General features: G+C 72.0%; 19 protein-coding genes. 10 read left to right on the forward strand and 9 right to left on the reverse strand.

Annotated features, from left to right (window positions below; genetic code table 11):
- The first annotated feature begins 81 nt into the window (after positions 1-81).
- A complete protein-coding gene (locus F9C41_RS07610) occupies positions 82-1,275 on the forward strand; it encodes a hypothetical protein (RefSeq protein WP_155385927.1) in 1,194 nt (397 codons plus the stop codon).
- 159 nt (positions 1,276-1,434) lie between these two features.
- Positions 1,435-2,181, forward strand: a complete 747-nt coding sequence (locus tag F9C41_RS07615) for a phosphotransferase family protein (RefSeq protein ID WP_230689403.1) — start codon at positions 1,435-1,437, stop codon at positions 2,179-2,181.
- A 49-nt stretch (positions 2,182-2,230) separates the two neighbouring features.
- Here the strand turns inward: F9C41_RS07615 and F9C41_RS07620 are convergent, their stop codons facing one another.
- Positions 2,231-2,917: a TetR/AcrR family transcriptional regulator gene (locus F9C41_RS07620; protein ID WP_155386242.1), complete on the reverse strand. Its 687-nt coding sequence runs from the start codon at positions 2,915-2,917 to the stop codon at positions 2,231-2,233.
- A gap of 85 nt (positions 2,918-3,002) precedes the next feature.
- On the opposite strand from F9C41_RS07620, the gene F9C41_RS07625 reads away from it, so the two are divergent.
- From F9C41_RS07625 to F9C41_RS07645, 5 genes are all read left to right on the forward strand, one after another.
- Positions 3,003-4,199 (forward strand): FAD-dependent monooxygenase, encoded by a 1,197-nt coding sequence (locus tag F9C41_RS07625; RefSeq protein ID WP_155385929.1) that lies wholly within the window; start codon positions 3,003-3,005, stop codon positions 4,197-4,199.
- Between the two features lie 398 nt (positions 4,200-4,597).
- On the forward strand, positions 4,598-5,542 hold the full coding sequence (locus F9C41_RS07630; RefSeq protein ID WP_230689404.1) for an alpha/beta fold hydrolase: 945 nt from the start codon (positions 4,598-4,600) through the stop codon (positions 5,540-5,542).
- Between the two features lie 89 nt (positions 5,543-5,631).
- On the forward strand, positions 5,632-6,471 hold the full coding sequence (locus F9C41_RS07635; RefSeq protein ID WP_230689405.1) for an alpha/beta hydrolase: 840 nt from the start codon (positions 5,632-5,634) through the stop codon (positions 6,469-6,471).
- Positions 6,472-6,600: 129 nt separating this feature from the next.
- Positions 6,601-7,791: a cation diffusion facilitator family transporter gene (locus tag F9C41_RS07640; RefSeq protein WP_155385930.1), complete on the forward strand. Its 1,191-nt coding sequence runs from the start codon at positions 6,601-6,603 to the stop codon at positions 7,789-7,791.
- 37 nt (positions 7,792-7,828) lie between these two features.
- On the forward strand, positions 7,829-8,074 hold the full coding sequence (locus F9C41_RS07645; protein ID WP_155385931.1) for a DUF6458 family protein: 246 nt from the start codon (positions 7,829-7,831) through the stop codon (positions 8,072-8,074).
- A 68-nt stretch (positions 8,075-8,142) separates the two neighbouring features.
- Here the strand turns inward: F9C41_RS07645 and F9C41_RS07650 are convergent, their stop codons facing one another.
- Positions 8,143-8,985, reverse strand: coding sequence for an MBL fold metallo-hydrolase (locus tag F9C41_RS07650; RefSeq protein WP_155385932.1), 843 nt, complete (start codon positions 8,983-8,985; stop codon positions 8,143-8,145).
- A gap of 200 nt (positions 8,986-9,185) precedes the next feature.
- Between F9C41_RS07650 and F9C41_RS07655 the strand changes: the two genes are divergently transcribed.
- Complete coding sequence (locus F9C41_RS07655; RefSeq protein ID WP_155385933.1) at positions 9,186-9,692, forward strand: DUF302 domain-containing protein; 507 nt, start codon at positions 9,186-9,188, stop codon at positions 9,690-9,692.
- Between the two features lie 60 nt (positions 9,693-9,752).
- Here the strand turns inward: F9C41_RS07655 and F9C41_RS07660 are convergent, their stop codons facing one another.
- Together F9C41_RS07660 and F9C41_RS07665 are read right to left on the reverse strand one after the other, a co-directional pair.
- Positions 9,753-10,496: an ABC transporter permease gene (locus tag F9C41_RS07660; protein WP_155385934.1), complete on the reverse strand. Its 744-nt coding sequence runs from the start codon at positions 10,494-10,496 to the stop codon at positions 9,753-9,755.
- Between the two features lie 12 nt (positions 10,497-10,508).
- Positions 10,509-11,243: an ABC transporter ATP-binding protein gene (locus F9C41_RS07665; protein ID WP_155385935.1), complete on the reverse strand. Its 735-nt coding sequence runs from the start codon at positions 11,241-11,243 to the stop codon at positions 10,509-10,511.
- A 134-nt stretch (positions 11,244-11,377) separates the two neighbouring features.
- On the opposite strand from F9C41_RS07665, the gene F9C41_RS41145 reads away from it, so the two are divergent.
- Both F9C41_RS41145 and F9C41_RS07675 read left to right on the forward strand, forming a co-directional pair.
- Positions 11,378-13,393, forward strand: coding sequence for a sensor histidine kinase (locus tag F9C41_RS41145; protein WP_230689406.1), 2,016 nt, complete (start codon positions 11,378-11,380; stop codon positions 13,391-13,393).
- Positions 13,357-14,007, forward strand: a complete 651-nt coding sequence (locus F9C41_RS07675) for a response regulator transcription factor (RefSeq protein ID WP_155385936.1) — start codon at positions 13,357-13,359, stop codon at positions 14,005-14,007. The genes F9C41_RS41145 and F9C41_RS07675 overlap by 37 nt, the downstream gene beginning before the upstream one ends.
- Positions 14,008-14,443: 436 nt before the next feature.
- Here the strand turns inward: F9C41_RS07675 and F9C41_RS07680 are convergent, their stop codons facing one another.
- From F9C41_RS07680 to F9C41_RS07700, 5 genes are all read right to left on the reverse strand, one after another.
- Complete coding sequence (locus F9C41_RS07680; RefSeq protein WP_196279662.1) at positions 14,444-15,208, reverse strand: GNAT family N-acetyltransferase; 765 nt, start codon at positions 15,206-15,208, stop codon at positions 14,444-14,446.
- 97 nt (positions 15,209-15,305) lie between these two features.
- Positions 15,306-16,373: an ABC transporter permease gene (locus tag F9C41_RS07685; RefSeq protein WP_155385938.1), complete on the reverse strand. Its 1,068-nt coding sequence runs from the start codon at positions 16,371-16,373 to the stop codon at positions 15,306-15,308.
- Positions 16,370-17,272, reverse strand: a complete 903-nt coding sequence (locus F9C41_RS07690) for an ABC transporter ATP-binding protein (RefSeq protein ID WP_155385939.1) — start codon at positions 17,270-17,272, stop codon at positions 16,370-16,372. The genes F9C41_RS07685 and F9C41_RS07690 overlap by 4 nt, the downstream gene beginning before the upstream one ends.
- A 17-nt stretch (positions 17,273-17,289) precedes the next feature.
- Positions 17,290-18,552: an acyltransferase family protein gene (locus F9C41_RS07695; protein WP_155385940.1), complete on the reverse strand. Its 1,263-nt coding sequence runs from the start codon at positions 18,550-18,552 to the stop codon at positions 17,290-17,292.
- A gap of 70 nt (positions 18,553-18,622) precedes the next feature.
- Positions 18,623-19,879 (reverse strand): alpha-L-fucosidase, encoded by a 1,257-nt coding sequence (locus F9C41_RS07700; RefSeq protein ID WP_155385941.1) that lies wholly within the window; start codon positions 19,877-19,879, stop codon positions 18,623-18,625.
- Between the last annotated feature and the right edge of the window lie 85 nt (positions 19,880-19,964).

The raw sequence follows: 19,964 nt of genomic DNA on the forward strand, positions 1-19,964 counted from the left end.
GAACGCTCAAAGAGCACTATCCTGCCCCTTGAGCGAGTGCTCAACAGGCCTCGCCGTCCCGATGCGACCACGGAGAACGCCATGAGCCAGCTGCCCGAGCCCACCGCCTCGCCAGGTCCGGATGGCCTGCCCGACCCGACGGGCATCGCCCTGGCCGTCCCCGCCGCGCCGACCCGCCGTGGCCCGGCCCGATGGGTGATCGCGAGTGTCGGCGCACTCGTCGGGGTCGGGGTGACGGTGGGCGCGATGCGGCTTGGCGACGTCGCCGTCGACCACGGCGCTGCGCAGCCCGCTGCCAGCGCCACAGCGCACTCCGGCGAGCTCGCTGCCGCCGACGCGTCGGCCGTCCCCATCGCGTTCACCCCGACGCCGCCCGCAAAGGCTCTGCTCTCCTTCCACCCGGTGGTGCGCTTCGCTCGGTTCGGCGGACTGCCGGCGGGCATGGTGCCGCGGACCACCGTGGTGCAGGCGAGGGAACAGGGCGGATACACCATCGAGGCCGGGCTGCCGGACCGCAGCACCGGTGCGCAGGTGGCAGTCACGTTCTTCCCGCGCGGCGTGACGCCGCATCGCGAGTGCCTGGCCGCGGCGAACCTGGTCCACACTCGCACGGCGTCCGCGACCGTCGCCGCGGCCCCGGCGGTGCGCGGCAAGCCGGCGCAACTGATCGACGGGCGGCTGCGTTGGGAGTACGCACCCGGCGGCTGGGCCGAGGCCGTCGGCAAGGACCTGCTCGACGGGGCGGGCGAGGACGCCGTCAAGAACCTGCCCGCCCTGGTCGAGATTGCCGAAGACCTGCGCTACGGCTGGGAGTCGCTGCGCTTCCCGCTGGCGGTCGGCGGTATCCCGCAGCGTATGTACCTGGCCGTCGCATCGGTGACCGAACGCTCGAAGGTCGGTTGGAGCAGCGGCCTGGTGTTCACTGCGCGGCCCTACTGCGGCGGCGAGAACGCGGCGCCCAAGGACGCGCTCGCCGTGCGGGTCGAGGCGATCATCCCCGGGTACGGCTGGACAGGCGACCACAGCAACGCGACCGTCGACGGCCACCGTGCCGTCAAACAGCAGTCCCCGACCGGCCAGACCACCCTTGCCGTGTACGACGACCCCGGCCCCTACACGGTCATGACCACCAGCGACGCGGCGACCACGAGCCTGTTCGGCGGCGACGGCCTGGTCAGCTTCTACCGCCGCGTCCAGGTGCTCGGCACCACCAGCCTGGCCACCGTCGCTCAGCCTGCCGACCAGAGCGGGTGGACCACCGACCCGGTCCGCTGAGGTCAGCGGATGTGGGCACGCCCGGGCAACGGTGCGGTCGCGGGCTCATAGGATCCCGCTGTGACTTCTGGGCTCGACAACCTCACTCCGCAGCAGCGCAGGCTGCTGGACCGGTGGCTTCCGGGCGCGCGGGTCGAGCGGGACCACAGCTGGGGCCTGGTGGCGACGACGGTCCTCGAGCTGACGTACGCGGGGTCGCGGTTCATCGTGAAGGCCGGCGGCCACACCGACAGTCATATCGAGCGCGAGCTTCACGCCCATCGCCACTGGTCGGCCCCGTGGACCAGGAGTGGCCGCGCGCCGATTCTGGCGCACGGTGACACCGAGGCGAAGCTCCTCGTCACCACATACCTGCCCGGCAGGCTGGTGCTCGGCAGCGAGCATGCCGACACCTGTGCCACCTACCGGCAGGCAGGCGAGCTGCTGGCATTGTTCCACGCCCAAGCCGTGGCCGAAGACGACGACTACGAAAGACGCGAGAACGACAAGGCACTGGCGTCGCTCAGCGGGGCACACCGGATCGCTGCGGCCACGGTGGAACGACTAAGCGCCGAGATCGCCGCATGGCCGACGCCGGCCGCGACCCTCGTGCCTACGCACGGCGACTGGCAGCCCCGAAACTGGCTGGTCCACGAGGATGTCGTGAGCGTCATCGACTTCGGTCGCGCGGCGCTGCGGCCTGCCTTGACGGACTTCGCTCGGCTGGCCGTCCAGGACTTCCGCCGCAACCCGGCGCTCGAGACGGCCTTCCTCGACGGCTATGGGACCGATCCGCGCGAGGCCGACGCCTGGCACCGCAACCAGGTCCGCGAGGCGATCGGCACGGCGACCTGGGCCTACCGGGTGGGCGACGAGCAGTTCGAAGCCCAAGGCCACCGCATGATCGAAGCGCTGTCGCTCGCCTGACCCGATCCGCACCCGCCTTGATGGGAGCGGTGGTTCGCGCGCGGACGCGTCAGCGGAGCGCCTTGCGCCTGGACGCGATCAGGGTCTGCAGGCCGTCGAGGATGCGGTCCAACCCGAACTCGAAGGCCTGGTCCTGGCCGCCCTCGACGGCGACGGCGGCCATCGTGGCGGCCAGCAGCGGGAAGCGGTCGCCGTGCTCGGCCAGCACGGCGACGACGCCGGCGCTGAACTGTGCGTCGGGATCGCGCATCGCGGCCGCCTGCTGAGCGATCATGCGGACGTGCCCGGCCAGCACCGCGATGGCGTCGAGGCGCTCGCTGCCGGACAGCCCGGTGTCCGCCAGCGCGGTCAGCGCGCACTCCAGCCAACCCAGCTCGTGCGGGCCCAGCGGACGCGGTCCCACGGTCGCCTCCAGCGCCCAGGGGTGCCGCAGGTATGCCGTGAGCAGCCCGTGTGCCCACTCGCGCAGCGCCGCGCCCCAGTCACCGGGGTTCGGCGGGGGCGGCGTGCCGATCGCCCGTTCGGCCATGAGCGCGACAAGTTCGCCCTTGCCGGGCAGGTATCGGTACAGCGACATCTTGGTGAAGCCGAGCTCGGCGGATACGCGCTGCATGGAGACGGCGGCGAGCCCCTCGGCGTCGGCGACCGCGATCGCCGCGTCGGTGATCTGGAGCAGGGTGAGCGAGGGTTTGGGCCCGCGGGTGGGCTGGGCGCGGGCGCCCCAGAGGAACTCCATCGACACCGGCTTGCCCTCCTCCGAAAACTGTGTCTAGCATACACAGTTGAAACAGTGTCCGGTGGACACAATTAGGGGAGGCGTCATGCGCAGCGTGCTCATCTCGGGGGCCGGCATCGCCGGACCGGCTCTGGCGTACTGGCTGGGCCGGACGGGATACCGGCCGACGGTCGTGGAGGTCGCAGCGGCCCCGCGCCGCGGCGGCAGCGCCGTCGACTTCCGGGGCGGACACCTGGCCGTGCTGGAGCGGATGGGCGTGCTCGACGCGCTGCGCGAGGAGCAGACCGGCGGCAGCCCGATGCGCTTCGTCGACGCCGACGGCCGGCGGCTGATGGAACTGCCTGGCGACTTCGCCGGGGGAGAGGTCGAGGTGCTGCGCGGCGACCTCGCCCGGGTCCTCTACGAGCACAGCCGCCCGTACGCCGAGTACGTCTTCGGCGACACGGTGACCGCGCTGACGCAGACGCCGGACGGTGTCGACGCGACGTTCGCCCATGGCCCAGCGCGCACATTCGACCTGGTCATCGGTGCCGACGGGGTGCGCTCCACGGTGCGCCGGCTGGCCTACGGCCCGCACGAGCGGTACGTGTCGCACCAGGGCTACCACGTGGCGAGCTGGGAGGTGCCCGGCTTCTCCGGGCTGGGCCGCGGCAGCCTGCTCTACAACGAACCCGGGCGCATGATCAGCGTCGGCGGGGACCACCGCGACCCCGACCGGGCGTACGCCTTCGCCGTCTTCGCCTCGCCGCCGATCGACTACCCACGCCGCGACCTCGACCGGCAGCGCGCGATCATCACGGCCGCGCTCGACGGCATGGGCTGGCAGGCGTCGCGGCTGCTCGCCGCCCTGCCGCAGGCTTCCGACCTGTACTTCGACGCGATCTGCCGCGTCGACGTCACGCCGTGGTCGCGCGGGCGGATCGCGCTGCTCGGCGACGCCGCGTGCGGGGCGACGATCGGCGGCATGGGCGCCGGGACCGCGATCGTCGGCGCGTACGTGCTGGCGGGCGAGCTGGCCGCCGCGGGCGACGACCACACCGTCGCGTTCGCACGGTACGAGGCGCTGCTCGGTGGCTACGCCCGGCGCGGGCAGCAGGGCGGCGAGAACACCGGCAGGTTCCTCGCACCACGCAGGGCCTGGACGGCGCGCGCCCGCAACGCCCTGCTCAACCGGCAGTACTTCATGAACCTGCTGCTGAAGTCTGCCGACGACCGCACCAACGCGCTGGACCTGCCGGACTACCCGGCCCTGCGCACCGGGCAGCAGCACGGCACCAGGTAGAGCAGCCGGCGTCTGCGCCCTGCTGCCGGCCAGCACGACCGCGTACGCGGCGATGCGCACGGTCGGCGGCGTCTACCTGGCGGGCGTTCGGCGCGGGCTGCCTGACCAACCTGCTCAACCCCACGGTCGGCCTCTTCTACGTGGCGCTTCCTGGCCAGCGCAGCCCTGCCGATGCGGAAGTGGGGCGGCTGCCGGTGTGCTCGTGCCGCGCCCACCCGATCGTCAGCTGGACTCCATCTGAGACATGTGCGACGTAGGCGACATCGGCGACCACCCAGTCGCGGTTGTACCGGGCGAAACCTCCATGCCGACCGGACGCCGGCCCCACGGCCGTCGCCGCCAAGAAGAGGATGCCGAAGTGCCGCTCCGGAAGATCCACTACCCCGGGCGGCGCCTGCATGGCCGAAGAGGAGAAGGAGTTCGCCGCGATGGACCTCACTGACCACGCCGGAGTACGGCTTACACACGGCAAGCCCAAGGTCAACGGCGTGGAGATCCACTATGCGATGGGCGGCGCCGGCGAGCCGGTGTTCTTGCTGCACGGCGTGCCGAAGACGATGTCGTACTGGCGCCACGTCGTGCCGCTGCTGACCCCGCACCACACCGTCATCGCGGTCGACAACCGTGGCTGCGGCGGCTCCCAGCGCCCTCTGACCGGCTACGACACCGCCACGATGGCAGGTGACGTCGCCGAACTGGCCACCCACCTGGGCTTCGAGCGGTTCCGCGTCGCCGGCGAGGACTGGGGCGCGGCCATCGCCTACGCGGTCGCGGCCTTCCACCGGCCCAGGGTGCGGCAACTGGTGTTCCAGGAAACGCTCCTACCGGGGTTGCCGGCCGGCCCGGGATTGCCGGGCGGCGAACACGACCCGTCGCTGGCCGCCGACGATGGCCGCACCGGCTGGCACTTCAGCTTCTTCGGCCTGCCGCACGTTCCCGAGCTGCTGCTGGCCGGGCAGGAACGGCCGTTCTGGACGTATTACGCCAGACGCCAGATGTGGGACCCCAGTGCGCTGACCGAGGAGGACATCGACGAAATGGTGCGCTCGGCCGAGCAGCCGGGCGGCACCAGGGCCATCTTGGAGATGTTCCGTGCCCGCCAGACCGACGCCGAACAGAACCGCCCGCACTACGCCGACCCGATCAGCTGCCCTGTTCTGGCCGTCGGTGCGCAGGCCTATCTCGGGGACGCAGTATCTGAACAGCTCGTGCAAGTGGCCCGCGACGTCCGCGGCGTCGTCATCCCCGCGTCCGGTCACAACATCGCGCTGGAGAATCCGACCGCCCTGGCTCGGGCCTACCTCGACTTCTTCGCAGGCGGCAAAGAGATCCGTTCAGAATGACGGACCGGATTCGGGGCGATCCTGGTGTGGTGGGCCGCCGGAACAGGGTGGCCGCATGGCGGCAGGCACTGCCGGGTGAGAATGGAGTGGTGCTGAAGGCCTCGTCGCTGGTGCGCCCGGCGCTGATCGTGCTGCTGGTCATCGCGGTGCTGGTGACCGCGCTGTGGCTGCTGCAGCGACGGCTGATCTTCCTGCCCGACACCGGGCACCCCGGCCCGGCCGCCGAGACGATCTCGGGCGGGCGCGACGTCACCCTGCACACCACCGACGGGCTGGCGCTGACCGCCTGGCTGGTGCCACCGTCGGGCCCGAGCCGGGACATGACGGTGCTGGTCGCGGGCGGCAATGCGGGCAATCGCGGCGGCCGGGCCCCAGTCGCGCGGGCGCTGTCGGCCCGCGGGTTCACCGTGCTGCTGCTCGACTACCGCGGGTACGGCGGCAACCCGGGCAGCCCGAGCGAGGCCGGCCTCGCGCTGGACGTCCGGGCGGCGTACCGCCATCTCGTGGACGAGGCGAAGGTCCGCCCGGATCGGATAATCTACTTCGGAGAGAGCCTGGGCTGCGCCGTCGTCACCGGCCTGGCCGTCGAGCACCCGCCCGCCGGGCTGCTGCTGCGCTCGCCGTTCACGGACCTGGCCGCGACCGCCGCGGAGCACTACCCGTTCCTGCCGGTGCGCCTCATGCTGCGCGACCGGTTCCCGGTGGCCGAGCAGATCGCCGGGATCACGGTGCCGACCGCGGTGGTGTACGGCACCGAGGACTCGATCGTGCCCGCGGAGCAGAGCCTCGCGGTCGCGAAGGCCGCGGCCGGCGCGGTCGAGATCACGCCGGTCGAGGGCGCGGATCACAACGACGCGGTGCTGTTCGAAGGGGACGCGGTGATGGCCGCGGTCGATCGGCTCGCCGACCGGATCGAGGGCGAGTCGTGAGCGGCCTGCGCGGGTGCGGGATGCCTGCCTCGCAGTGTTGACGGGCCGTCGACAAGGCGGGGGAGCGGGACGGCGCGCTGAGGAGCGCGCACGATCGACTTCTGCTTTAGTGGGCGCGGGAGGCACGCCATGAGTGACGAGCACCGCCACGGCCGCAGCAGCCACGCCGAGCACGACCACCCGCACGGCCACGACGACGACCGGGCAGAGCACGATCACGGCGTGCACGACCACGACCACGGCCACGAGCACGACACGCACGACCACGGGCCGGACGGGCACGGGCACGCTGACGCGAGCCTGTTCTCGCGGCTGAGGCACCAGGTCGGACACCTGTTCAGCCCGCATTCGCACGACACCGCCGACAAGGTGGACTCCGCGCTGGAGTCCTCCCGCGAAGGCCTGCGGGCACTGTGGATCTCGCTGGTCGTGCTCGGCATCACCGCGGTCATGCAGGCCGTCGTCGTGTACTTCTCCCACTCGGTCGCCCTGCTCGGCGACACCCTGCACAACGTCGCCGACGCGCTGACCGCGGTGCCGCTGGGCGTGGCGTTCCTGCTCGGCCGCCGCAGACCGACCCGCTCGTACACGTACGGCTTCGGCCGGGCCGAGGACCTCGCCGGCATCTTCATCGTGCTGACGATCGCGGCCTCGGCGGCCCTGGCCGGGTACGAGGCGTTCCGCCGCCTGCTCGACCCGCAGCAGGTACGCCACCTGCCCTACGTCGCCGCCGCGGCGCTGATCGGGTTCGCGGGCAACGAGCTGGTCGCCCGATACCGCATCGTCGTCGGGCGGCGCATCGGCTCGGCGGCGCTCGTCGCGGACGGGCTGCACGCGCGCACCGACGGCTTCACCTCGCTGGCGGTGCTGTTCGGCGCGGGCGGCGCGGCGCTCGGCTGGTGGTGGGCGGACCCGGTGGTGGGCCTGCTCATCACGGTGGCGATCCTGGTGGTGCTCAAGGACGCCGCGCGGGAGGTGTACCGGCGGCTGATGGACGCGGTGGACCCGAAGCTGGTCGACGCGGTCGAGCAGACGCTGCGGGGCACCCCGGGCGTGCTCGACGTGGGCGAGGTGCGGCTGCGCTGGATCGGGCACCGGCTGCGGGCGGAGTGCGCGGTGGCCGTCGACGCCGAGCTGACCGTGGCCCGCGCGCACGCGATCACGGTCGACGCCGAGCACCGCCTGCTGCACGCGGTGCCGAAGCTCACGGCGGCCATGGTGCACGCCGATCCGGCGGGGGCGCCCGCCGACCCGCACGCGGTGCTGAACCACCATCGCGATCCCGGAAACCAGGTTGGCGGCGTGCACGACCGGGTATAGCCGCTGGCGAGGCGAAGGTCGCCAGAAGGAGGCTGACATGGGTATCGGCGCGAGCTTGTTTCTGATCGCGTTCGGTGCGATCCTCACGTTCGCCCTGGATGTGAGCATCAGCGGGCTGGACCTGGACGTGGTCGGCTGGATCCTGATGGTCGTCGGCGTGGTCGGGATGGTCCTGACCCTCACCATCTGGAGCAGCCGCCGCCGCAGCGTGGTGACCACTGCGCCCGTCGAGCGGCAGGTCATCGAAGAAACCCGCGACCCCGTGCCCCCCGGCACGGTCTGACCGTCTTCAGCGGAAGGCGGGGCCCGTGACGGGCCCCGCCTTCCGCCCTGTCCAGGTCGTGCGGCCGGTCAGTTCTTGACCGCCTGGGCGGCCCTCCACACCACAGCGCGGTTGAATCGGTCGGGGTAGTGCTCGATCATCACGTCGTACAGCTCCCGGGCACTGCCCACACGCTGCTGCGCTTCGTCGAAATAGCGAAGGTAGTCGCGGGTGTGCCTGATGTGGTCCGGACTGTCGGCGGCTCCTTCACGCTTGTGCCCGGCGATCACCGTCGACGGCCGCAGCGCGTCGATCGTGTCGAGGGCCGCGAGCCACGCCCCGATCCCGCCACCACCGGACTCGGCGAGGTGCAGGTGAACATCGTTGTAGACGGAGTCCCCGGCCACCACGAGCCCGATCGACGGCACGTGCAGCGCGGTCGTGCCGTCGGTGTCGGTGTGCCCGAGTTCGACCGCGATCAGGTCCGCGCCTTCGAGCTCGATGGTGTGGCCGGCCAGCGGGTCGGCGATGGGCGGCCGCTCGACGATCTGCCCGGGGAATCGTTTCCGCCAGAGCCCGTCCAGGACCTGGCCGTCGACCTGCGTCCGCATCTTGTCGAGCACGGCCGGAACGGCGACCATACGCGCCGAGGGGAAGCGTGCCAGCACGGCCGCCGCGCCGAAGAAATGGTCGCCATGGCCGTGCGTGATGTAGATCGTCGTGAGGTTCCGGCCGGCGGCGGCGACCCAGTCGGCCAGCGCCCGGCCCTCGCTCATCGTCAGCAGCGCGTCGACCAGCACCGCGTCGCGCTCGCCCTGGATCAGGGTGGCGCTGGTCGGCGACCACAACTCGGCGGTCTCGCCGGGCGCTAACCGTTCGGCCACGACCGGTTTCGGCGGGGCGAGGTAGGTCGACCAGGTGAGAGACGCCATTGGTGCTCCGCGGTTGAGGTCGGGGTCGGGTGCCCCGGATGCCAGTGAACCAGAGCACGGGCCGGTCCGGGCGACGTCGGCCAAAGCGCGTCGCCCGGACCCGCGAAGGTCGGCGGATTCGGGCTCGCCGCGCACGAGCACCGGGAAGACTTGACCGAGGGCCGCCGTGGGCAGGCCGGCCGAGCACCGGGGAGCGTCAGATGAGCGCCAGGACGACGACGACCGTTCCGCTGGAGCGGGTCACGTTCACCTCGCAGCGTGCCTTCGACGACGTCGTCGCAGGCATCTACCAGGGCATCGGGCGGCCGGACCTGGGCGCCTTCCTGCATGACCTGGCCGCGGCGAAGGACTTCGGGCAGTACCGGCGGATCGTCGAGGACGCGGTGGGGCCGAGCGACCTGATGCGGTTCCTGGAACTCGACGAGGGAGCCGCGCTGGCGATCAACCCGGAGATCACCGCGTTCCGCCTGGTCCGGATCATCGCGGGCAACCCGCTGACGATGAGCGAGATGTCACGGTACGTGCCGGATGCGGGCTCGTACGCCCCCGTCACGATCCTCGTCCACCAGGCGCCGGACGGGGTCCGGGTCGGTTATGACACCGTCACGAGCGCGCTGCGGCCGTACGGCGACGAGCGCGCCCTGGCCGTCGCCGCGGAACTCGACCGCAAGGTGCTCGTCCTGCTCGACGCGGCCACGACGGGCTGAACGACAGGCCGAAGCCGCACCCCGATGTGGGATGCGGCTTCGGCCGAGGCCTGCGACCGGTCACTGCCAGCGGAACAGCCGGATCGCGAGGAAGCCGGTGACCACGGCGTACCCGGCAGTGACCGCCAGGTGCAGGGGCTGCGGCCAGTCGCCGTACCAGGCGGCCTGCAGGGCCTGCGACGCCGCGCCCAGCGGGGTGAAGTCGGCGACGCGCTGCGCACCCTCGGGCATCATGTCGCCCGGGGTCCACACCCCGGCGAAGAACAGCATCGGGAAGTAGACCAGGCTGCCGATGCCCGCCGAGGCGCGGGAGTTGGGCGTCACCGCGGCGATGAACAGCGCCACCCCGATCATCGCCGCGCTGCCGAGCAGGAACGCGACCAGCAGCGCCGGCCAATTCTCGGGTCCGCGGCTGCCGAACGCGACGGCCGCGGCCACCATCATCAGGGCCGAACCGGCCAGCAGGGCCCCGATGTTCACCACGAGCTGCGCGCCGATCAGGGCGGACGGCTTGACCGGGGTGGTCGCCAGCCGCTTGAGCACGCCGCGTTCGCGATACTGCGAGAGCACGGTGAGCAGGCTGGTCATGGTGACGGTGCCGACGGCCAGGGCCAGCACGATGGGCAGGTAAAGGTTGATGGGGAGCTCGCCGCCGAAGTCGGCGGACGGCTCGCTGAAGGCCGGGATGGCGTTGCCCATCACGACCACCAGCACCGCGGGGAAGGCCAGTGCGAAGAACACGCTCATCGGTTCGCGCACGAACAGCCGGGCCTCGCTGCCGGCCAGACGGGTCAGGGAAGACATGGTCGCTCCTGTTCAGTTGTCGCGGCCGGAGCCGGTCAGGGCGAGGAACGCGTCCTCGAGGTTGGCGCGGTAGCCGTCGACGTCGCCGACGTTGGCGATCAGCGCGGCCGGGGTGTCGAGCGCGACGATCCTGCCGCCGTCGAGCACGGCGAGCCGGTCGCAGAGCCGCTCGGCCTCGTCCATGAAGTGCGTGACCAGCAGGACGGTCACCCCGCGGTCGCGGATCTGGCGGATCAGCTTCCACGTCTCGCGCCGCGCCCGCGGGTCCAGGCCGGTGGTGAGCTCGTCCAGGATCGCCAGGCGCGGGTTGCCGATCAGTGCCAGCGCGATCGACAGCCGCTGCTTCTGCCCGCCGGACAGCTTCGCGTACGGCATCCTGACCTGCTCGCTCAGACCGACCGCGGCGAGCAGTTCGCGCCAGTCGGCGGGGTCGGGATAGAAGGAGGCGTACAGCTGCATTGCCTCGCCGACCCGCAGCCGGTCCTGTAGCTGGCTCTCCTGCAGCTGCACCCCGATGAGCCGGCGCAGCTGCTCCCGGTCGGTGCGGCTGTCCAGGCCGAACACGCTGATGCTGCCGGTGTCGGGGGTGCGCAGGCCGGAGATGCATTCGACCGTGGTGGTCTTGCCGGCGCCGTTCTCGCCGAGGATGCCGAAGATCTCGCCCTCGGCGACGGTGAAGGAGACGCCGTCGACGACCGTGCGGTCGCCGTACCGCTTGGTGAGCCCGTTGACTTCGATGACTGTCATGCCGACAGACATTAGGTCCGCGGCGCCAGCGCCGGTATGCGGCTGCGCACCGAGCGGGGGTGTAGGAAACCCCACCCTTTCCCGGGGCTCACACCCAGTGCCACGAGCCCGGCCGATCGGCGACGATGTGTCGCATGTTCCGGTCGTACGCCCTCGCCCCGCTGCGCTGCGTCGCTCTCGCGCTGCTCGCGGTCTTCGGATTCGCCGCCTCGCTGCCGCTGATGATGGCGATCGGCGCGGTCGTCACCTACCCGCACGTGCTGCAGGTGGTACGCCGGCTGGCCGGGTTGTCGCGGTGGCTGGCCCGCGCCTGGGGCGGCATCGTGATCGACCCGCCGTATCGCGAGGGCCCGGTGCCGCTGCCGCCGCGCCGCCCCGACGGCTGGTACGAGCACGACGGCCAGCTGTTCAAGACCCGGCACTACCCCGCGTTCTTCCTGCGCATGCAGTGGCTCAGCGGCGATCCGGCGACGGCCCGGGACTGGATGTGGCTGCTGCTGCTCGGCCCGATCGGCGGTCTGGTCGCGCTGCTCGCGCCGGGACTGGTCGTGGCGGGGGTGCTGCTGGCCGCGGGCGTGACCGGCCCGGGGCGGCGGGCGCTGGACGACGCCGGCCTGACCGAGCTTGTGGCCTGGCCGTTCCTGGCCGTGCCCGGGTGGGCCGTGCTCGCGGCGGGCGTGGCCGCGGTCGTCACCGGTGTGCTGGCCGGCCCCGCGCTGCTGCGCGCCCACGGCCGGTGGGCGCGGTACTGGCTCGGGCACCCGGGCCTGACCTGGTGGCAGTCCTCCGGGATCGGGGCCTGGCTGCGCCGCGGCGGCCACGACACGTGGAAGGCGGCGCTGCTGCTCGGGCTGTCGCTGACCGGGTTCGCCATGTTCCTGCTGACGCTGCTGCTGACCCTGGTCAGCGGTGGGTTCGGCATCGCCTGGGTGTCGTACGCGATCCGGCCGATGCTCAACCACTACCGGCGGCTGTGCGTGACGTGGGGCGGCGGCGAACCGATGCCCGACCCGTATCGGCAGCGCGAAGGCGTGCCGGAGCCCGGCCCTGACGGCCGCTACCGCGTCGGGCGCACCCTCTACGCCACCCGCGACGGCGCGCGCCGCGCCGGTTTCTTCCCGTGGATCCTGGGCGACCCGGCGACCTGGCGCGACCTGGCCTGGATGGCGACCGCGCCGCTGGTCGCGCTGCTCGCCGTGGTCCCCGGCGTGCTGATCGGCGCGGGCTACTTCGGGCTGTTCTGGCAGGCCCTGTTCTGGCCGCTGTGGGCGGTGCCGTTCGGCCTGATCACCGGCGTGTGGATCAGCCCCTGGTACGTCTGGCAGCTGACGACCCTGGGCATGCCCGCCCTCGACGTGCTGCCCGGGTGGGTGTCCATCCCGATCGGCCTCGCCCTCGGCCTGCTCGGCGTGCTGCTGGCCGGTCCGGTGCTGCGGCTGATAGCCGGCTGGGCGCGGCTGCTGCTCGCGCCGAGCCGCTCCGCCCGGCTCACCCAGCGGGTCGAGCACCTGGCGCAGACCAGGGCCGAGGCCGTCGACGCGCAGAGCGCCGAACTGCGCCGCATCGAACGCGACCTGCACGACGGCGCGCAGGCCCGGCTGGTCGCGGTCGGGCTGAGCCTGGGCACCGTCGAGCAGCTGATGGACCGCGACCCGGCCGCCGCCCGCGTGCTGCTGGCCCAGGCCCGGGAGACCTCCGCCGCGGCCCTGGCCGAGCTGCGCGACCTGGTCCGCGGCATCCACCCGCCGGTGCTCGCCGAGCGCGGCCTGGCCGATGCGGTCCGCGCGCTCGCCCTGGACGCCGCGCTGCCGGTCGAGGTGCGCGCCGAGCTGACCGGGCAGCCGCCCGCGCCGGTCGCCACGGCCGCCTACTTCGCCGTCGCCGAAGCGCTCACCAACGCCACCAGGCACGCGCAGGCCAGCCGGGTCGGCGTGGACATCCGGCACACCGGCGGGCTGCTGCGGGTCACCGTCACCGACGACGGCCGCGGCGGGGCGGCCCCGTCACACGGCGGCGGGCTGCACGGGCTGCGCCGGCGACTCGCTACATTCGACGGAACCCTCGCCCTGCACAGCCCGCAGGGCGGCCCCACCGTGCTGACCCTGGAGATACCGTGCGCGTTGTCCTCGCCGAGGACCTCTACCTCCTGAGGGAAGGGCTGGTCCGCCTGCTGGAGGCGCACGACTTCAGCGTCGTGGCCGCCGTGGAGACCGGCCCGGACCTGCTCGACGCCCTGCTGGCGCACCGGCCGGACGTGGCGGTCGTCGACGTGCGGCTGCCGCCCACGAACACCGACGAGGGGCTGCAGGCGGCGCTGACGGCGCGGCGGCAGGTGCCGGGACTGCCGGTGCTGGTGCTGTCGCAGCACGTCGAGCAGCTGTACGCCCGCGAGCTGCTGGCCGACGGCACGGGCGGGATCGGATACCTGCTCAAGGACCGGGTGTTCAACGCCGACCAGTTCGTCGACGCGGTGCACCGGGTCGCCGGGGGCGGCACCGCGATGGACCCGGAGGTCATCGCGAAGCTGATGCAGCAGCCGGTGCGCAACGTGCCGCTGGCCCGGTTGACGCCGCGCGAGCGGGAGGTGCTGGAGCTGATGGCGGAGGGGCGCTCGAACGCGGCGATCGGGCAGCGGCTGTTCCTGTCCGAGAGCGCGGTCGGCAAGCATACGGCCAGCATCTTCGGCAAGCTCGACCTCGCGCCGTCCGATGACGACAACCGGCGGGTGCTGGCGGTGCTGGCCTACCTCAACGGCGCGGCCTGAACCGGGCGGTTCAGCCCCCGCACTCCACGCACCAGGCGGTTCCGGCAGCGAGGTGGCAGAGCCCGTGGTTTGCCCGCCCTTCGGCCGACGAGATGCGGCGTCCGAGGAACGCGACAAGGACCAGCACAACCGCGATTACGGCGGCTCCGGCCCCCACGACGTGGAAAGTGCTCACTGGATTCCCTGAGGGTAGGCGCGGGACGACCGGACCACTGCGGTTGCGCAAGTCGCGTCCGCACGACCATTACGTCGTGGCGTCCCCGTCGCAAGGTTGCACCAGGCGATCCGACCTGCGAGGGCAGCAGGCGCTTCACGGTGGCGTCCCCTCGTGAAGCACGAGGGGACGCTCCCTGAACGGCGATGGGCAGCTGCCCGAATTCAAAGCAGGACGCTGCGCCACCGGGTGGGGGAGGGCCGGGTCGACCCTCCCCGTCCGTCAGTCCGGCAGGGTGAACCGGCCGTAGCGGGACACGGTCTCGAAACCCAGGCGCCGGTACACCGGCTCGCCGGCGCTGCTCGCCACCAGGGTGGCGATACTGCGCCCGGACTCGCGGGTCAAACGCAGCCCTTCGAGGGTCAGCGCTGAAGCGATGCCACGCCGGCGGTATCGCGGGTCGGTGGTGATGCAGTAGAGCGCGCCGACGTCGGTGCCCAGCGACATGGTGCAGGTGCCGACCGTCCTGCCGTCGATGATGGCGGCGAGCCGGACCACCTCGGGGTACGCGAAACCGAGTTCGCGCTCGACCACGGGCGTGAGGTCGTCGCTGTCGAAACCCATCGGCTCCGCGTACGCCTGCACGTAGCTGCTCATCTCCGCCGGGTCTGTCACCGTGCGGATCGCCAGGTCGGCCGGGGCGTCGAAGTCCGCGCCGGCGGTGACGTCGATCGCCATCACGGGCAGGTCGCTGACCTGCCGGGCGCCGCGTGCGAGCAGACCGTCGGCGGTGCCCGGGTCGCTGTCGGCGCCGACCCACCAGATCCACGGCGTGCCCTTGAGCCGCTGCCGGGCTTCCGCGATCGCTGCGTCCAGCGGTTGGTCGCGGACTCGCAGGATTCCGTTGAGCTTGCTGTGCGCGATGTCGGAACGGTAGACGGTCAGATCGGCATCCGGGTCGGCTTCGGCGCAGGCCCAGCCGGTCCAGTACCGGCGGTTCGCCGCGACCGCGAGCTGCCCCAGTGTGTGCAGGGGTGGTGCTGTCATACCTTCATACCTACATGACCCCGCTGGTCGAGCCGGGGCTCGACCCGGACGGCTGTGACGTAGCCGCCTGGGTCGAGGCCCTTTCCCCTGCTCGGTGTCAGGCGTCATCCCAGCGGAAGAGGAAGGCGGCGATACCGGCCAGGACGACGGTGAAGCCGAGCAGCAGCCCGATGTCGGGCAGGGTGACGGCGAAGCTCTCACCCCGGACCATCACGTCCTGCATCGAGGACACCAGGTGCTTGAGGGGGAAGAACTCGGACAACTGCTGCAGCCACTTCGGGGCCCCGTCGAGGGGGAAGAAGGCGCCCGACAGGAAGGCCATGGGCAGCGTGATGAGGTTGGCGATGGCGCTGGCGGCCTCGGGGGTCTTGGAGGCGGCGCCGGCGACCAGGCCGATGGACAGGAAGGCCAGCGTGCCGGCGATCATGACGGGGATGAAGGCCCACCACTGGTCGGACAGCTGCAGGCCGAAGTAGGGCAGCAGGGCCACGCCGATGAACATCGCGCACTGCGCGCCCGCGATGGCGATGCTGACCGCCACCCGCGCGCCGATGACCGAGGCGAGGGGCACCGGCGACAGCCGCAGGCGGCGCAGGATCTTCTTCTGCCGCCAGGTGACCAGGGTCAGCGCCGCGCCGAACGTCGCGCCGGTGGCGATCGCCCAGCCCAGCAGGCCCGGGGTCATGTACTGGATCGCCTTGAGCGACTGGTCCTCGACGGGCTGGGTGCGCAGGGTGACCGCGGGCGTGGTGACCCCCGCGGCGGCGAGGTTCGCCTGCTGGACCAGCGATTCGACGATGCCGCGCACGGTGGCGGCCTTGACCGCGTCCGCGGCGGAGTAGTGCACGATCAGCTCGCCGCCGACCTGCTCGATCGCGGCGGCCTTGTCGCCCTTGCGCACCTCCTCCAGCGCGGCGGCCCGGTCGGACGTGCGGGTCACCGCGAGCACCTGGTCGAGCCCGGCGGCGGCCTCGGCTGGCAGCTGGTCGACGACCGGCACCGCGCCGATCTGCAGGATGTCGGTCTTGGACGCGCCGGCGTCCTTGAACAGGCCGCCGAACAGCACCAGGAACATCAGCGGGAACAGGATGGTGAAGAACAGGGCGGTGCGGTCGCGGAAGAAGCCGCGGGCCATCGCCGAGGAGAGGCTGACGAAGCTGGTCACGCGCGGTACTCCCGTCCGGTGAGGTGCAGGAAGACGTCTTCCAGGGTCGCGCCGCGCACGGACAGGCCGCGCAGCGCGTCCCGCTCGGCCAGGGCGGAGAGCACGGGGGCGGGGGTACGCGTCGCGATGGTCAGCGAGACCCCGTCGTCGCTGACCTCCAGCCCGTCGGCGAGCCCGCGCGCCGCCTCGGCGGTGATCGTGCCGGTCTCCACCGAGATCCGGGTGGGCGCGTCGAGGTCGCGCACGAGCGTGGCGGGCGGACCCGACTCCAGGATGCGGCCGTGGTCCATGATCGCGACCCGGTCGCACAGCGACTCGGCCTCGTCGAGGTAGTGCGTGGTCAGCACGACGGTGCGGCCCTGCGCGCTGATGTCGCGCAGCACGTCCCACAGGTTGCGGCGGGCCTGCGGGTCCAGGCCCGACGTCGGCTCGTCGAGGAACACCAGGTCCGGCCCGTGCGCCAGGGCGCAGGCGATGGACAGGCGCTGCTGCTGGCCGCCGGACAGGTCCTCGTTGCGCTTGCCGGCCATGTCCTCCAGCCCGACCACGGCCAGCCACTCGTCGGCCTTGCGGGCGGACACGCCGTACAGCGAGGCGAAGGTGCGGATCTGCTCGCGCGCGGTCAGCCGCTCGAAGAACGCGCTGGCCTGCAGTTGCACGCCGATGCGGGGGAGCAGGCGCGGGTTGCGCGGCCAGGGGCTCTCGCCGAACAGGGTGACGCTGCCCGAGTCGGGCTTGCGCAGCCCCTCCATCATTTCCAGGGTGGTGGTCTTGCCCGCGCCGTTGGGTCCGAGGATGCCGAAGAACTCCCCGGGCTGGACGTCGAAGGAGACGCCGTCGACGGCGCGCAGCTCGCCGTAGGCTTTGCGCAGCTCCTCGACCTTGATCGTCGGTGACATGCCGTGCACGGTACTCCTCACTCGCCAGGACGATCTGTCGGGTTCGGACCGGCGACGAACGGTTCGCGCATGCCGAACAGAAATCGGGTGATCCGGTTACGCCGCACCAGCAGGTCGTAGACGGCGAGGGTCAGCACGAGCGCGATGGCGACCAGTGCCAGGTATTTGACGGCGATCGGGGCCTGCCAGGACACGACGCCGTAGGCCACCGCCACCACGATCGGCTGGTGCAGCACGTAGATCGGCAGCGCGCCGAGCGCGAGATAGACGTAGACCTTGCTTCTGAAGCCCGGCGGCGCGCCGGTCGTCGGACGCCGGTGCCCGCGCCGGTCGAGCAGGCCGAGGATGGCGACCACCCAGCACCAGCCGGTCATGCCGTAGAGCGCCCGCATGGCCAGGGCCGGACCGGTGAGGTCGGTGAACGGGTCGCCGCCGCCCTCGCTGACGACGAAGAACAGCGGCATGCCCACGCCCATCAGCGCGACTCCGGCCACGGCGGCAAGCACGGCATCACGGCGCATCGCGTCGCGGAACCGCTCGTCGGCGGCCAGTACGACGCCGTACAGGAAGAACAGCAGGTAGGCCCAGCGGCTCCAGCCGGCGAGAGCTTCCTCCATGCCGTCCAGGGCGCTGACCAGCGCCAGCGGCAGCGCGGGCAGCAGCAGCACCAGGCCGCGCTGCCCGGCGGCGTCGGCCAGCCGGTCGCGGACCCGGCGCAGCCGGTCGCGGGGCAGCACGCGGGCCGCGCCCGCCAGCATCAGCGCCCAGACCAGCAGCAGCACCACGAACCACAGGTGACCGGTCTCGAAGTGCTCGCCCTGCAGCACGAACGGGAACTCGCGCAGGTCGAGCGTTACGTCGAAGAAGCGCGGCAGGAAGCGCCAGTACGACTCGTGGTAGCCGGGGTCGGCGGCCTTGAGCCGCAGCCACTGCGGGATCGGCAGCAGCGCGACGATCGCGAACAGCAGCGGCACCCCCAGCCGCAGCAGGCGTTCCGCCGCGAAGCCGCCCGGCCCGCGTCGGCGCAGCGAGTGGCGTGCACCGAACCCCGCGATGAGGAACAGCGCCGGCATCGCCCACACCACGGCGAAACCGGACAGGATCGTGGTGACCTCGGTGGTGTCGGCGTTCTTGACGTAGTAGTCGTCGCGTTCGTCGAACACCAGTGCCGAGTGGAAGAAGATCAAACCCACGACCACCAGCGTGCGTATCGCATCCAGCTCCGGCCGCCGCGGCGTCGCCGCCCGCACCGGGGCGGCGGTGTCCTGATCGTTGGCCATGCCCCCTCCTTCGCCGCCGACGCGTCCAGCAGATGGACGCGTCGGGCAACACCGGAGGTGGGTGGCGCGCTCAGTCGACTTTCGACACTTCCAGACCCGGCTGTTCCTCCAGCACGGGCGGGGACTGGTGGCCTGTGCGGAAGCCGGTGACGGCGGTCAGCCGGGCGCGCGGGTCGTCCAGGGTGATGGTGAGCCGCCGGGTGCGGATCGTGGGGAAGGCAAGCCAGCGGCGTACGCCCACGGTGTGGCCGGTCGCGACCACCGCCTCGCCGCAGCGGACCTCGTGCGCGCCCGCCCACTGACCGGTGGCCAGCTCCTCGCGCAGCTCGACGTGGTCGAGCTCGACCTCGGTCTCGAACTCGGCGACGACCCGGCCCGGCTCGTGGGTGAGCCGGGCGGGCAGCGGCGTCGCGAACCGCCTCCGCAGCTCGGCGGTGACCGCCAGCAGCCGGGCGGTGTCGTGCTCGTCGAGCCGCCCGCGCCGGTCCGGTGGCACGTTGAGCAGCAGTCCCGCGCCCAGCCCGACCGACCGGTACCAGATCGCCAGCAGGTGCTCGGCGCTCTTGAGCGTGTCCAGGTCGTCGGGCTGCCAGAACCAGTGCGCCCGGATCGGCACGTCGCACTCCGGCGGCAGGTAGCGGACGCCGTCGAGGCTGTCGGCATCGGCGGTGAACATCGACCTGCCCAGCCGGTCGACGGCGTACGTGCACGGGTCGGCGGCCAGGCCGTCCTCGTTGCCGACCCACCGGATGGTGGGCCGTCCCATGTTGAAGACCATGGCCTGGGGCTGGTGCGTGTCGACCACCTTCATGATCGCGTCCCAGTCGTAGCCGCGCCCCTCCGAGCCCGCGCCGTCGAACCACAGCTCGAACAGCGGCCCGTAGCGGGTGCACAGCTCGGTGAGCTGGCGCAGGTAGAACTCGTCGTACGCGGCCGGGTCGGGGTAGCAGGCCGCGTTGCGGTCCCAGGGCGACAGGTAGAGGCCCAGCGGCATGCCGGCGGCGCGGCAGGCCTCGGCCAGCTCTCCGACCACGTCGCCGTGCCCGCCGCGCCACGGCGACGAGGCGACCGAGTACGTCGTGGTGTCGGTCGGCCAGAGGCAGAAGCCGTCGTGGTGCTTGGCGGTGAGGACCAGGTATCGCGCGCCGGCCCGCCGCGCGACGTCGACCCACTGGGCCGCGTCGAGGTCGGCGGGGTCGAACGTGGCCGGGTCCAGGGTGCCGTCGCTCCACTCCTTGCCGTGGAACGTGTTGAGGCCGAAGTGCAGGAAGAGGCCGAAGCCGGCCTCCTGCCAGGCGAGCTGGCCGGCGGTCGGGACAGTGGTCATGCGCGAGCTCCTCGCCGTGGTGCGGTGGGGTTGTCACCGCGTAGCAGCGTGCCGCAACAGTAACCGGTTACACAAGAGGATCGTA

Source organism: Catellatospora paridis, assembly GCF_009720365.1.
Lineage (GTDB): Bacteria > Actinomycetota > Actinomycetes > Mycobacteriales > Micromonosporaceae > Catellatospora > Catellatospora paridis.

Excerpts from the sequence above, each read along its gene's own strand:
- F9C41_RS07650 (WP_155385932.1), bottom strand. The coding sequence starts at position 8,985 with ATGGCGTCTCTCACCTGGTCGACCTACCTCGCCCCGCCGAAACCGGTC.
- F9C41_RS07700 (WP_155385941.1), bottom strand. The coding sequence starts at position 19,879 with ATGACCACTGTCCCGACCGCCGGCCAGCTCGCCTGGCAGGAGGCCGGC.
- F9C41_RS07610 (WP_155385927.1), top strand. The coding sequence starts at position 82 with ATGAGCCAGCTGCCCGAGCCCACCGCCTCGCCAGGTCCGGATGGCCTG.
- F9C41_RS07665 (WP_155385935.1), bottom strand. The coding sequence starts at position 11,243 with ATGACAGTCATCGAAGTCAACGGGCTCACCAAGCGGTACGGCGACCGC.
- F9C41_RS41145 (WP_230689406.1), top strand. The coding sequence starts at position 11,378 with ATGTTCCGGTCGTACGCCCTCGCCCCGCTGCGCTGCGTCGCTCTCGCG.
- F9C41_RS07655 (WP_155385933.1), top strand. The coding sequence starts at position 9,186 with ATGAGCGCCAGGACGACGACGACCGTTCCGCTGGAGCGGGTCACGTTC.
- F9C41_RS07625 (WP_155385929.1), top strand. The coding sequence starts at position 3,003 with ATGCGCAGCGTGCTCATCTCGGGGGCCGGCATCGCCGGACCGGCTCTG.
- F9C41_RS07690 (WP_155385939.1), bottom strand. The coding sequence starts at position 17,272 with ATGTCACCGACGATCAAGGTCGAGGAGCTGCGCAAAGCCTACGGCGAG.
- F9C41_RS07620 (WP_155386242.1), bottom strand. The coding sequence starts at position 2,917 with ATGGAGTTCCTCTGGGGCGCCCGCGCCCAGCCCACCCGCGGGCCCAAA.
- F9C41_RS07695 (WP_155385940.1), bottom strand. The coding sequence starts at position 18,552 with ATGGCCAACGATCAGGACACCGCCGCCCCGGTGCGGGCGGCGACGCCG.
- F9C41_RS07645 (WP_155385931.1), top strand. The coding sequence starts at position 7,829 with ATGGGTATCGGCGCGAGCTTGTTTCTGATCGCGTTCGGTGCGATCCTC.
- F9C41_RS07640 (WP_155385930.1), top strand. The coding sequence starts at position 6,601 with ATGAGTGACGAGCACCGCCACGGCCGCAGCAGCCACGCCGAGCACGAC.
- F9C41_RS07630 (WP_230689404.1), top strand. The coding sequence starts at position 4,598 with ATGGCCGAAGAGGAGAAGGAGTTCGCCGCGATGGACCTCACTGACCAC.
- F9C41_RS07680 (WP_196279662.1), bottom strand. The coding sequence starts at position 15,208 with ATGACAGCACCACCCCTGCACACACTGGGGCAGCTCGCGGTCGCGGCG.
- F9C41_RS07660 (WP_155385934.1), bottom strand. The coding sequence starts at position 10,496 with ATGTCTTCCCTGACCCGTCTGGCCGGCAGCGAGGCCCGGCTGTTCGTG.